This is a genomic window from Acinetobacter lwoffii, assembly GCF_024129715.1.
Taxonomy (GTDB): domain Bacteria; phylum Pseudomonadota; class Gammaproteobacteria; order Pseudomonadales; family Moraxellaceae; genus Acinetobacter; species Acinetobacter lwoffii_U.
Genome location: NZ_JAMXXM010000010.1, coordinates 65,287 through 78,436 on the forward strand (window position 1 = coordinate 65,287; position 13,150 = coordinate 78,436).

Here is a 13,150-nt window from a genome sequence, read left to right on the forward strand (position 1 = left end):
ATGAATAAATTCGAAAAAGCTTTAGATATTCTTAATTCACAAGAAAAGAAAAAATCCTTGCAAGTATTCTTATTAATACTTGTTGGAATGCTTCTAGAAATGTTGGGAATAGGATTAATTGTTCCACTTATAAATATTGTAAATAATATTGAAGCAATAAAGGAAATACCTGGAGGGGGGATAATATATTCATATATAAAAGAATTGAATAAAATTCAATTAATAGTATATGCATTTTCAATCTTTCTAGTCATATCATTAATTAAAATGTTAATATTGATGGTAATTGTAAGAGAACAGACAAAATTCACCTATGGATTGTTAACAACAATTTCATCAAGATTATTTCTTAATTATATGAGAAAGGATTATAGGTTTCATTTAAAACATAATTCTTCGTATCTAGTAAAAAACACAATTACAGAAGCGCAAATATTTATTACCCATATAGTTTCTCCTTTCTTTACAATATTGACAGAATTGACAGTATTGCTTGGTTTGCTTTTGGTTCTTTTATTTATTGATTTTAAAGGAACAGTTACTATCTCAGTATTAATGGGTGGTTTCGGTATTTTATTTTATACTTTTATGAGGTTGAAATTAAAGAAAAGCGGTTTGGAGCGAATTTACCATGAAGGTGAGCGGTTAAAATATTTAACTGAAGGTTATAATTCTGTAAAAGAAATAAAGATAAATGGTAAAGAAAATTTTTATTATAATAGATATTTATTTTCTATTAGTAAGTCAGTTGCTGCTACAAGTCAGCAAGTATTTATAAATCAACTTCCAAGATTGATTTTGGAATTTTTTGGTGTTCTGGTTATTTGTATATATATATTTATCCAATTACACAGGGGAGTGGATTTCGATAATTTAATTAGTGTTTTAATTGTATACGCAGTTGCAGCATTTAGAATAATGCCATCCGTAAATAGAATTATAGGAAGTATTTCTGCTATTTTGTTTAGCAAAAGTGTCATTGATCATATACACGTGAAAGATTCAATGAATGAAGATAATAAATCTTCATCATTTCTGAATGATTTTACTAAATTAGAAATTAATAGCCTGTCATATAAGCACGATGACGGAAGTTTGGCATTAGATAAGATTAGTTTTTCGATAAAAAAAGGTGATTTTGTTGGTTTAGTCGGTGTTAGTGGTTCTGGTAAAACCACATTAATTAATGTAATTATGGGATTATTACCATGTAGTAATGATGTAGTATTTATTAATGGTTTTGATATAAATCAGTGCAAAAAAGAATGGCAAAATAAAATAGGATATGTGGGTCAGAATATTAATTTAATTGATAATACAATTGTAAATAATATTGCTTTCGGAGTTGAGGAAAGCAATATAGATTACAATAGAATTAATAAAATTATAATCGATTTAAAAATAAATAGTTTTATTGATGAGTTAGAGAATGGAATTGATACGATAGTAGGTGAGAATGGTGGATTATTGTCTGGTGGTCAAAAACAAAGAATTTGTATTGCTCGAGCTTTATATAAAAATCCAGAGATGTTAATATTAGATGAAGCTACAAGTGCTTTGGATGAAAGTACTGAAAGTAATATTATGGACGTCTTAAGTAGTAATTTTAAGGATATAACAATTTTATTTATTACACATCGTACATCTACGTTGAAATACTGTAATCGAATAGTTAACCTTGAAAAAGGTCGTGTTAAATCTGAAATAAATAATGTTGAAAACAGAAAATGAAGAAAATTTTACTTATCACTTCCTGCTCAAAAAATTCAAATGGTGCTGGCACACTTTTCTTAAAGAATGTTTTTGCTGGATATGACTATGAATGGGTGGATACAAATGACATTGTAAATATTAAGTCATATTTTTTAATGCGTTTTTTTTCCAAGAAATTAGAATTTTTTGAAAAAAATGCAAAGATTATAAACGAATATTTTCTAAAATTAGATTTAAATAATTATGATAGGGTTGTTGTAACATTATCAGATTTAAATTTAATATTTTTTGCATCTAAAATTCCAGAATTTAAGAAGGTTAGGTTTATAATTTGGGATGACTACAGATATATTGCAGTAAATCATAAATTAGCAAAAACTGATCGAAGTTATTTGGATAAGGCATTTAAAAAGATACTTAATAATGCAAAATGTGTCTCAGTTATGGGTCATAATATGGCAAATGAGTATAAACTTGATGAAAATAAATACACTATTTTGAGAAGTCCAATTAATTCTGATCTGATGAAAGAGAAAAATGTGGGGCAGAGAGGCTCTTTAAATTTTGTATTTTGTGGCTCATTATATGCAAAAAGCGAATGGAATAATTTTATTAGAGTATTGCAGAAATATAACTTTAATATTAATGGTGTGTATATTAATGTACACTATATTGGAAATTATCCAAAAATGAATGTTATTTCTAAGAAGAATATAGTTTATCACAGTTTTAAGACTGGAAAAGAATTAGAAAAAATAATGCAGCTAATGGATGTAGGGTATTTACCATATTGGTTAGATGAAAAACATGAAATAGCATCAAAAACTTCGTTCCCATCTAAATTAAGCGTTTATTTAGAAAATGGATTGATAGTTTTTAATCATTCTCCTAAAGAAAGTGAAGTTTCAAATATTAATAATATTTATAGTATTGGAGTTAGTTGTAATTCATTAAATGAAAATGAAATTTACAACTGCCTAGAAAAAATAGTAGTTATGTCGACTACTAGATCTCAGCATTTTGCAAATGTAAAAAATTTTATAAATAAAGAATTATCAGATTCTATTATGTTGGAAAATTTGGATAAATTATTAAGATGAAGAAGATATTGATTATTCAGGAATATTTTCCAATTTATAGACAAGCTTTTTTTGATGAAATTGCTAAGGAACATAATTTGACAGTTTTAGTATCGAAAAAACCTTTTTTTGATATAAATGCAGAAAAAAGATTATATGTACAAGAATTGGGTCAAATAAAAGAAATTCTGAAAGGTAAATTTTTCTGGTCTAAAAAATTGTTAAATTATAATTTTAAAGAGTTTGATGTAGTAGTACTTTCAGCAGCTCCTAGAAATTTAAGCTTTCTAATTTTGATGTTTTATCTGAAATTTTTGAATATTAAGACAGTGTTTTGGGGACAGCACTGGAGTTTTACAAGCACTCAATTCGGTTATACTATTCGAATGTTACTATTAAAGTTGGCTGATTCGATTTTATTCTATACTGACAAAGAATGTGAAAATTATAGAAAAACATTCTTAGGTAGAAATGACAAACGAATTATTACGGGTTTAAATAATGGATTAGATGTAAAAAAAATTAATGAGTATAGGACGGGCTTTTTATTTCAAGAACGAATGTTTAATATTTTTTTTATTGGTAGGTTGAGTAGTAAAACAAATTTAATGCTACTCATTGAAGCGATAAGAAATTCAAAGTATTCAGCAAAGATAAAATTACATATTATCGGTGAGGGTGAGTTAAAAGATAAGTGTATATCAGCAGTTAAAAAACTTGGTTTAAGTGAGCAAATTATTTTTTATGGTTCAATCAAAGAAGAGGAGAAAATTGCTAAAATTGCTAATCAATGCTCTTTGTTTGTCTATACTGGAGCAGTAGGTTTAAGCTTGATACATGCAATGGCTTATGGTCTACCTTGTATTGTTCATAAAGATTATAAAGCACATGGTCCAGAGGTATCTGCATTGATTGAATCTGGGGGAGGTGACTTTTATGAAAAGAATAATCTTGTTTCATTAACTCATTTATTAGACTTGTATCTAATAAATAGAGATTTACTTGAAGAATTTTCAAGAAATAATATTCAGTTAATTTCGCAAAGTTATAATGCACTGGATATGTCTAAAAGATTTAATATAATGATTGGAAATATTATAAGTGACTAATATATCTAATAGTGGACTTAATTCACTTTTAATTTATCTCTCACTGATTGGTTTTCCTATTGTGGGAGTCTTTTCTCAAATTTTAAATGTTGAAAGTTTTTTTTACTCTACTATTTTAAGGTCAATAGTGGGGATAGTCTCTTTATTAATTGTTTTTATCAATTTAAAAAAAATTAATGTTTTTAAAAAGAACTTATTTTTACTTATTTTTACTATTTTTATTATTCTTTATTGTTTTCGAATATATATTGATACAATCATATTGGATTTACCTCTTTTAAAGGATACCTTCTATTATTGGGTTTGGTTTTATGGTGCTTGTTTACTTCCATTCATAGCTATAATTTTATGTGATAAGATAGATTTTATAAAAAATAATATGAAATATTATTTATATTTTATTTTATTAATTGTGACTATTTTGTCTTTAGTGTTTGGTAGTAGTATGATGGTATCCGAATATAATCAAGATATATATAATAGTGGTCGTTTTCGACTTGAATCTATCAATCCTATATCTTTAGGTCACATCGGTGTCATTTTATCTACTTTAAGTATTTATCTTTTTAAACCTAGTAAATATTCTTTACTTTCTCTAATTAATATATTGAGTTTTATATTGGGTGTATATCTTACTATTTTATCAAACTCAAGAGGACCTTTAATTGCTTTATGTTTTATATTGATATTTATTCTGACTAGAAAGTACAGAAAATTTTTTATAGTGCTGCCTATATTTTTGTTTTTATTATCATTTTTCTTATTCTATTTATATTCTTTTATTTCTACAAACTATGAAATATATACATTTGACCGATTTTTAAGTATTGGAAATTCTGTAAATAATCTTGATGATGAGAGATTTTATTTATATAAAAGTGCATTTAACGGTTTTTTGAATTATCCATTATTTGGATATGGGTTAGAAGATTATAAATCTGGATATTATCCACATAATTATTATATTGAAGCATTTATGTCTACAGGTTTTTTTGGTGGTGTTAGTTTTCTGCTGGTATCATTTTATTTGTTTTTTAAATCTTTGTTTTTTGAATATAAGTATTTATGGGTTAGTATTTTTTATATTGATAATTTTATCTCAGGAATGTTTTCTGGTGCTATTTACTCTTCTGCAAATTTTTGGGTGAGTCTAGCTTTAGTATTTAGTCTTATTCTTTATAGTAAGCGATTTAATGATAATATTAGTTAGGTTTTATTTTGCTATATTAGGTGTTATATGATATTGATTGATGCAGTTTTTATAAATAGTGGCGGTGGTTTGGTTTTATTAAAAGCTTTAATTGATAAATTAAAGTATAGAGATGATATATTTTTTTTATTTGATAAAAGAACGGTCCAATATTTTGATAATAATTTAATTAAGAATAAGAAATTTATTTCTAATTCTCTTTTAGGGAGACATTTTTTTTATTTAAAGAACCTTCATATTTATGATAAAGTTTTTTGTTTTGGAAATATTCCTCCAACTGTAAGATTGAAAGCTCAAGTTTATGTTTATTTTCATCAGCCACTTTTCTTAGAATCACCTTGTGACTTTTCTTTTAAAGATAAGTTTATATATAGTATTAAAAGAAATATACTAAAAATATTTAAAAATAATAGTGATTTATGGATAGTACAGAGCGAATATATAAAGTCTAAGTTTTCAGCTAAATACTTTAATAGTCAGTTAGAGGGAATTATTAAGGCTCCTTTTTATCCGGAGCTAAATTTTTCTATCTATAATACTAAAAGAGAATTGAATAGCTTTTTATATGTAAGTAATAGTACACTACATAAAAATCATTATAGATTAATTGAATCATTTTGTTTAGCTTATAATCTAATAAAAAAAGGCAGTTTAACGGTTACTGTTCCTGAATCAGATATAAACTTATGCGAACTTATCCATGAAAAAATTAAACTAGGTTATCCTATTAAAAATGTTGGTTTTATAGATAGAGAAAAATTGACTGAACTTTATTTAAGTCATGAATATTTAATTTTCCCCTCATTAGCTGAAAGCTTTGGTTTGGGATTAGCTGAAGCTATTGATGGGGGATGTAAAATAATTGCAGCAGACCTGAGCTATACTTATGAAGTTTGTGAGCCTTCATTAGTTTTCGATCCTATTAGTATAGATTCTATACAAGCTGCCATAGTAACTGCTATTAAAAATGAATTACCTTGCGCAAAGAAATTAATTGAAAATGATCTTTCAAAGATTATGCAACTTCTAGTGGAATAAATATGTATTTTACAAACAAGATTCTTCTCATCACAGGCGGTACCGGTTCCTTTGGTAATGCTGTTCTAAAACGCTTTTTAGAAACAGACATTAAAGAAATACGAATATTTAGTCGTGACGAAAAAAAGCAAGATGATATGCGTAAAAAATACCATTCATCTAAACTAAAATTTTATATCGGTGATGTACGTGACTATAATAGTGTGCTTAATGCAACGCGTGGTGTAGATTATATTTACCATGCTGCTGCACTTAAGCAAGTTCCATCTTGCGAATTCCATCCGATGGAAGCAGTTAAAACCAATGTGCTGGGTACAGAAAATGTTCTGGAAGCGGCTATTCAGAACCGTGTAAAACGTGTGGTATGTTTAAGTACTGACAAAGCTGTCTATCCAATCAATGCTATGGGTATTTCTAAAGCTATGATGGAAAAAGTCATGGTGGCGAAGTCACGTAACTTAGAAGAACTGGAAACGGTAATTTGTGGTACACGCTATGGCAATGTTATGGCCTCTCGTGGTTCTGTGATTCCATTATTTGTAGATCAGATGCGTCAAGGTAAACCGCTTACCATTACTGATCCACATATGACACGTTTCATGATGACATTAGAAGATGCAGTTGATCTGGTTTTGTATGCTTTTGAACACGGCGAAAATGGCGATATCTTTGTTCAAAAAGCTCCAGCAGCAACGATTGAAGTGTTAGCTCAAGCATTAAAAGAATTGCTCAATGTAGAAGATCATCCTGTTTCAATTATGGGCACGCGTCATGGTGAAAAAGCATATGAAGCCTTACTCAGCCGTGAAGAAATGGTAGTTGCAATAGACCAAGGATATTACTTCCGAGTACCGGCAGATCAACGCGACCTGAACTATGAAAAATATGTAGAAGATGGTGATTTAAAAATTACTCAATACGAAGATTATAATTCGCATAATACTGAGCGCTTAGATGTTGAAGGTATGAAAAAGTTATTGTTAAAACTTGAATTTGTGCGTGCTTTAACTCAAGGTCAATATATAGATCCAGAGGCTTAAACATGAAAATTTTAGTCACAGGTTCCAACGGTTTTATTGCAAAAAACTTAATTCAATTCCTGTCTGAAGAATCAGAAATCGAAGTTTTAAAATTTAACCGAGATTCTAGTTCAGAAGAGTTAGAGCAATCTGTACTTGCTGCGGACTGGATTGTACATTTAGCGGGAATAAACCGCCCTTTAAATGAGCAAGAGTTTATTGAGGGAAATATTACGCTGACGCAAAAAATTGCAAATATTCTTAAGCGAGCAAAAAAGCAAACTCCTATTATTCTTTCTTCATCTATTCAGGCTGAACGTGACAATGCTTACGGTCAGAGTAAATTGGGTGGTGAACAGGCTTTATTAGAATTGCAGAAAAAGCAGGGCAATCCTGTTTATATTTGCCGTTTAGCCAATGTATTTGGTAAGTGGTCACGTCCAAATTATAACTCGGCTGTTGCAACATTTTGCTATAACACAGCGCATGATTTATCGATTCAGATTCATGATGCAAATGCGCTTATTCGTCTAGTCTATGTGGATGACGTTGTAGAGTCATTCTGGAATGTTATTCAAGGTACACAAAAGGTAGAGCAAACTTTCGTTATAGAACCTGAATATCAAATCAGCGTAGGTGAGTTGGCTAAAACGCTGGCAGGTTTTAAACAGTCACGTGAAAGCTTGATCACAGATCGAGTAGGTACTGGTTTAACCCGTGCATTGTATTCAACCTATTTAAGTTTTTTAAAGCCTGAACAGTTTGACTATAGCGTACCGAAATATGGCGACCAGCGTGGAGTATTTGTTGAAATGCTGAAAACGCCCGATGCAGGGCAGTTCTCCTACTTTACTGCACACCCAGGTATTACCCGTGGTGGGCATTATCACCACACTAAAACAGAAAAGTTTTTGGTCATTAAAGGTAAGGCATTATTTAAGTTTAAGCATGTGGTTACAGGTGAGTTCTATGAACTTGAAACGTGTGGTGATGAGCCGCGAATTGTAGAAACTGTACCAGGCTGGACACATGATATTACCAATATTGGTGATGATGAAATGATTGTCATGTTATGGGCAAATGAAATTTTTGACCGTGAAAAACCAGATACTTATGCCATGCCATTAACGAATTAAGAGTTGAAATTGTGAAAAAACTAAAATTAATGACAGTGGTAGGTACACGCCCTGAAATTATCCGTTTATCCCGAGTAATGACAGCCTGTGATAAATATTTTGATCATATATTGGTGCATACCGGTCAAAACTATGATTATGAACTTAATGAAATTTTCTTTACCGATTTAGGTATTCGTAAGCCAGATCATTTTTTAAATGCTGCGGGTGCAACAGGTGCAGAAACGATTGGTAATGTCATTATTGCGGTCGACAAAGTTCTAGAAGAAGTTGAACCTGAAGCATTGCTGGTATTAGGCGATACCAATAGCTGTATGGCGGTCATTCCTGCCAAGCGCCGTAAGATTCCAACCTTCCATATGGAAGCAGGAAACCGTTGTTTTGATATGCGTGTGCCAGAAGAAATTAATCGTCGTATTGTCGATCATACGGCTGATATTAACTTGACCTATAGTACGATTGCACGAGATTACTTATTAGCAGAAGGCTTGCCCGCAGATCAGGTAATTAAAACAGGCAGTCCGATGTTTGAAGTGTTACATCACTATAAAGCCAAAATTGAAGCTTCAGATGTGCTAGAGCGTTTAGGTTTAAAAGAGCATCAATATTTTATTGTCAGCGCACACCGCGAAGAAAATATTAACTCAGACCAAAACTTCTTAGATTTGGTCGAAATGTTAAATGCAGTCGCAGAAAAATATCAATATCCTGTGATTGTCTCAACACATCCACGTACACGAAAACGTATTGAACAACTTAATGTTGAGTTCCATCCGTTGGTACAATTACTTAAACCTTTAGGTTTTAGCGATTACAATAAGTTGCAGCTTTCTGCAAAAGCAACTTTGTCTGACAGTGGCACCATTAATGAAGAATCTTCTATTTTGAATTTTCCTGCTTTGAACTTGCGTCAGGCACATGAACGTCCAGAAGGGATGGAGGAGGCTGCAGTAATGATGGTTGGTTTAACTGCTGAACGCATTTTGCAAGGTTTGGATATTCTGGATCATCAACCACGTGGTGAAGAAAGATTGCTACGTTTAGTGGCAGATTACAGCATGCCAAACGTCAGTGAAAAGGTGGCGCGTATAATTTTAAGCTATACCGACTATGTAAACCGTGTAGTATGGAAGAAGTACTAAGGCTCATATTGTGAAAAAAATTATTGTTGTTTCTGAATTTATTTTGCCTGAACAAAACTCAACAGGTTACTTCTGGCATAAAATTATTCAAAAAATGGCACAAAGTGCAATTACAGATCATATATCTGTAATTGCACCAGCGGATGAGCAATATATTCCAGATCATTTTGATAAGAAGGTTGAATTGAATCTATTTGATACACCTACTTACAACAAAAATAGTCTGATCTCTAGAGTTTGGGGGCAAATAAAACAAACACATGCATTCTATAAAAAAATTAAAGGTAATTTGGAGAGTAATACACAGGTTGTTTCTGGTACAAATCCATTATTTTTAATGGTATTGATTGCGATATTAAAAATATTTAAACCTTTTAAATGGTGTCTTTTGGTACATGATGTTTTTCCACAAAACCTTGTACCTGCAGGAATTTTAAAGAGAAAATCGTTTTTTTTTAAGGTGTTAAATGTCATTTTTAATCTTGTCTATGCTCAGGCAGACCAGATTATTGTGATTGGTCGTGATATGGAAATTGTATTACGTCAGAAAAACTATAAAAAAGATATTACGGTTATTCCCAATTGGGTTGATTTTAAAGAAATAGAAGTACGAGATAAAAATGATTCGGAATTAATCAAACAACTTAATTGGGAGAATGATATTGTCTTTCAATTTTTTGGAAATATTGGACGTGTGCAAGGGATTGATCATTTGGTACAAGCAATTCAGTTAGTCAAACATCCTCAAGCAAAATTTTTATTCATTGGGGGAGGGAGTGCTGTTGAATTGGTAAAATCTCATATTGAGAATAATGAAAAACTCGATAATGTTGCTTATATAAATGAGCTACCAAGTAGTCAGCGTAGTCTAGGTTTGAGTTCGTGCGATATTGCGATAGTCACTTTAGCCGATGGTATGTTTGGGTTAGGTGTACCAAGTAAAGCTTACTTTAGTATGGCAGCAAATCGACCTATTTTAGCGATTATGGATGAAAATGCAGAAGTTGCATCCATGGTGAAAGAGCATCAAATTGGTTGGGTGGATGCTTCGAATTCTCCACAACAGTTAGCACAGCTAATAGATAGAATTTGTGATAAAGAAAAGACAAGTAAGATGATCTCGCCACGTACTATTTTAGAAGAACATTACCATCAAGATATTTTACTTGAGAAATTTATAAAAACTCTGAGATTGGATAATGAGTAGAATATTAATTACAGGTGGTAATGGTTTTGTTGGGAAAGCTTTGATTTTTGATCTACTTAAAAAAACTAATGTACAGGTTGTTTCCTTGGTTAGATCTTATCAAGTCCAACCACAGGCCGTTGAACAACTTGTTGCAGAAAATATCTTCGAAGTGGAGTTCCCCGAAAATACAGATGTTATTGTTCATTTGGCAGGTCGTGCACATATTTTAAATGATCAAAGCGTAGATCCACTAACTGAATTCCGTAAAGTCAATGTAGAAGGGACATTACAACTGGCGCGTCAGGCTTTGGACAAAAAAGTAAAACGCTTTATTTTTATGAGCTCTATAGGTGTCAATGGTTCAGTCACATTGCAGCAGCCATTTACAGAAGATGCTGTACCAAAACCCCATGCAGATTATGCTGTTTCCAAGCTAGAAGCAGAACAAGCACTTAAAAAACTATTTGCTGGATCAGATATAGAGTTAGTTATTATTCGCCCGCCTTTGGTGTATGCAGCTCATGCACCAGGTAACTTTGCTCGTTTACTCAAATTAGTCGCAACCAATTTACCTTTACCCTTTGCGCGTACACAAAACAAACGCAGTTTTGTCGCACTTGAGAACTTGGTCGATTTTATTCAGGTTTGTATTGAACATCCTCATGCAGCTAATCAGACTTTCTTGGTGGCAGACCAAACCGGCATTTCCACACGTGAACTGGTGCAACATTTAAAACAAGGCATGGGAAAAAAAGCACATTTTATTTATATTCCACAGCCTCTTATGAAACTAGGGGCTGCATGTGTAGGTAAATCCAAACTTTATGAACAACTGTTTGAATCGCTTGAAGTAGATGCTTCCAAGGCTCAAAAGTTGTTGGGCTGGACAGCTCCGTTAAGTACCCAGCAAGCCATGTTAAAAGCAGGCCAAGATTATCTAAAAATGAAAGAGTAATTCAAGTATGTCAATTTTTGCACAGAGCATTGTATTTTTTATACTGACATTACTATTTACAGGCTACATGCGGCATTATGCCCTAAAGAAAAACATCATAGACAATCCCAATGAGCGAAGCTCCCACAGTGTGCCTACCCCACGCGGTGGTGGTGTTGCCGTGGTATGTAGCTATTTATTAGCGTTGGCTGTACTGATCTATAGCCAACAACTGACAGTCCATATAGGTTTAACGCTGATGGTTGCAGGTTTTGTTATCGCGCTGCTCGGTTTCTTAGACGATCATGGGCATATCAATTCCATGTTGCGTCTAGCCATCCATTTTCTAGTTGCTATAGGTGCGGTGATCAGTTTAGGTGGTTTTGCCGAAGTCACTATATTTAATGGTGTGCAACTTGGTTTTATTGCCAATATTGTTGCCGTGTTATTTTTGGTGTGGTTACTCAACCTGTATAATTTTATGGATGGCATTAATGGTATTGCCAGTGTTGAAGCCATCACGACTACAGCCAGTATGGCAATGTTGTACTATCTGCTAAATACATCGCTGAATTCAGATCTACTTTGGTTATTAGCTGCCTGCGTATTTGGCTTCCTATTATGGAACTTTCCCAAAGCCAAAATTTTTATGGGCGATGCCTGTAGTGGGTTTTTAGGGCTAACATTAGGGATTTTGGCATTAATTGCCCTCAAAGAAAACTTAGCATTGTTTTGTGCATGGATTATTTGTCTAGGTGTATTTGTGGTCGATGCGACTTATACCCTGATTAAACGCGTGCTCAGTGGCTATAAAATGTATGATGCGCATCGCAGCCATAGCTATCAAATTTTATCGCGTAAATGGGGCAGCCATACACCAGTGACTTTGGCGATAGCAGCTATTAATTTATTGTGGCTCTTTCCAATCGCGTATATGACCGTGATACAACAATGGTTATATCCTGAACTCGCGGTATTGATTGCTTATCTCCCATTAATATTATTGGCCTTTAAATTAAAAGCAGGCAATCCGCATGCCTAAAACCACATTATTGATTCTAGGTGCAGGTGGTTATGGCTTGGCCGTTGCAGAAGCTGCTCAGTTGAGCGGGCAATGGCAAGAGATTATCTTTGCTGATGATCGTTGGCCAATATCCCAGCAAATTGGCGAATATAAAATTGTATCCAATATTGCCAATTTGCAGCAATTATCTTCCAGTAATATTCAAGCAATTGTAGCGGTAGGTAATAATCATTTAAGACAAAAATGGCAGACTTTATTAGGTGAATTAGGAATTATAATGACTTCTATTATTCATCCACAGGTCATGATTAGTCCTACCGCTCAGATCGGTCAAGGTGTCACTGTTATGGCCGGTTGTGTGATTAGTAGTAAAACTGTGATTAATGATGGTGTAATCCTAAATATCGGTACATTATTAGATCATGATGTCATTATTGAAGCATTTGCCCATTTAAGTGTGGGCGTAAAAGTAGCGGGTGGAAAAAGAATAGCCTCATACTCATTCTTAGAAGTTGGAAGCTGTATCCCTCATTAATTTTTATGACATTTTAAAACTT

Annotated in this window: 12 protein-coding genes; all 12 read left to right on the forward strand. The window is 32.3% G+C overall.

Features of this window, described 5'->3' with window-relative positions:
• From NI462_RS08550 to NI462_RS08605, 12 genes are read left to right on the forward strand one after another with little or no spacing between them, the layout of a single operon-like run.
• Complete coding sequence (locus NI462_RS08550) at window positions 1-1,731, forward strand: ATP-binding cassette domain-containing protein (RefSeq protein WP_253160100.1); 1,731 nt, start codon at window positions 1-3, stop codon at window positions 1,729-1,731.
• Entirely contained in the window at window positions 1,728-2,813 is a 1,086-nt protein-coding gene (locus NI462_RS08555) for a glycosyltransferase family protein (protein ID WP_253160102.1), read from the forward strand. The genes NI462_RS08550 and NI462_RS08555 overlap by 4 nt, the downstream gene beginning before the upstream one ends.
• On the forward strand, window positions 2,810-3,901 hold the full coding sequence (locus NI462_RS08560) for a glycosyltransferase family 4 protein (protein WP_253160103.1): 1,092 nt from the start codon (window positions 2,810-2,812) through the stop codon (window positions 3,899-3,901). The genes NI462_RS08555 and NI462_RS08560 overlap by 4 nt, the downstream gene beginning before the upstream one ends.
• Window positions 3,894-5,111 carry an O-antigen ligase family protein gene (locus NI462_RS15130; protein WP_253160105.1) on the forward strand — a complete coding sequence of 406 codons (1,218 nt, stop codon included), beginning with the start codon at window positions 3,894-3,896 and terminating at the stop codon, window positions 5,109-5,111. Before NI462_RS08560 ends, NI462_RS15130 begins: the two co-directional genes overlap by 8 nt.
• Before the next feature lie 27 nt (window positions 5,112-5,138).
• Entirely contained in the window at window positions 5,139-6,149 is a 1,011-nt protein-coding gene (locus NI462_RS08570; protein ID WP_253160107.1) for a glycosyltransferase, read from the forward strand.
• Window positions 6,150-6,151: 2 nt separating this feature from the next.
• Window positions 6,152-7,189, forward strand: coding sequence for a polysaccharide biosynthesis protein (locus tag NI462_RS08575; RefSeq protein ID WP_253160109.1), 1,038 nt, complete (start codon window positions 6,152-6,154; stop codon window positions 7,187-7,189).
• Window positions 7,190-7,191: 2 nt separating this feature from the next.
• Entirely contained in the window at window positions 7,192-8,304 is a 1,113-nt protein-coding gene (wbjC, locus tag NI462_RS08580) for a UDP-2-acetamido-2,6-beta-L-arabino-hexul-4-ose reductase (RefSeq protein WP_253160111.1), read from the forward strand.
• An 11-nt stretch (window positions 8,305-8,315) separates the two neighbouring features.
• A complete protein-coding gene (gene wecB / locus NI462_RS08585; RefSeq protein WP_253160113.1) occupies window positions 8,316-9,446 on the forward strand; it encodes a non-hydrolyzing UDP-N-acetylglucosamine 2-epimerase in 1,131 nt (376 codons plus the stop codon).
• A 10-nt stretch (window positions 9,447-9,456) separates the two neighbouring features.
• A complete protein-coding gene (locus tag NI462_RS08590; RefSeq protein WP_253160115.1) occupies window positions 9,457-10,653 on the forward strand; it encodes a glycosyltransferase family 4 protein in 1,197 nt (398 codons plus the stop codon).
• On the forward strand, window positions 10,646-11,590 hold the full coding sequence (locus NI462_RS08595; RefSeq protein ID WP_253160118.1) for an NAD-dependent epimerase/dehydratase family protein: 945 nt from the start codon (window positions 10,646-10,648) through the stop codon (window positions 11,588-11,590). Before NI462_RS08590 ends, NI462_RS08595 begins: the two co-directional genes overlap by 8 nt.
• Before the next feature lie 7 nt (window positions 11,591-11,597).
• Entirely contained in the window at window positions 11,598-12,611 is a 1,014-nt protein-coding gene (locus tag NI462_RS08600) for an MraY family glycosyltransferase (protein WP_253160120.1), read from the forward strand.
• Window positions 12,604-13,128 carry an acetyltransferase gene (locus NI462_RS08605; RefSeq protein WP_253160122.1) on the forward strand — a complete coding sequence of 175 codons (525 nt, stop codon included), beginning with the start codon at window positions 12,604-12,606 and terminating at the stop codon, window positions 13,126-13,128. Before NI462_RS08600 ends, NI462_RS08605 begins: the two co-directional genes overlap by 8 nt.
• Window positions 13,129-13,150: the final 22 nt, after the last annotated feature.

Excerpts from the sequence above, each read along its gene's own strand:
- NI462_RS08605 (WP_253160122.1), top strand. The coding sequence starts at position 12,604 with ATGCCTAAAACCACATTATTGATTCTAGGTGCAGGTGGTTATGGCTTG.
- NI462_RS08600 (WP_253160120.1), top strand. The coding sequence starts at position 11,598 with ATGTCAATTTTTGCACAGAGCATTGTATTTTTTATACTGACATTACTA.
- NI462_RS08560 (WP_253160103.1), top strand. The coding sequence starts at position 2,810 with ATGAAGAAGATATTGATTATTCAGGAATATTTTCCAATTTATAGACAA.
- wbjC (WP_253160111.1), top strand. The coding sequence starts at position 7,192 with ATGAAAATTTTAGTCACAGGTTCCAACGGTTTTATTGCAAAAAACTTA.
- NI462_RS08550 (WP_253160100.1), top strand. The coding sequence starts at position 1 with ATGAATAAATTCGAAAAAGCTTTAGATATTCTTAATTCACAAGAAAAG.
- NI462_RS08570 (WP_253160107.1), top strand. The coding sequence starts at position 5,139 with ATGATATTGATTGATGCAGTTTTTATAAATAGTGGCGGTGGTTTGGTT.
- NI462_RS08595 (WP_253160118.1), top strand. The coding sequence starts at position 10,646 with ATGAGTAGAATATTAATTACAGGTGGTAATGGTTTTGTTGGGAAAGCT.
- NI462_RS08575 (WP_253160109.1), top strand. The coding sequence starts at position 6,152 with ATGTATTTTACAAACAAGATTCTTCTCATCACAGGCGGTACCGGTTCC.
- NI462_RS08555 (WP_253160102.1), top strand. The coding sequence starts at position 1,728 with ATGAAGAAAATTTTACTTATCACTTCCTGCTCAAAAAATTCAAATGGT.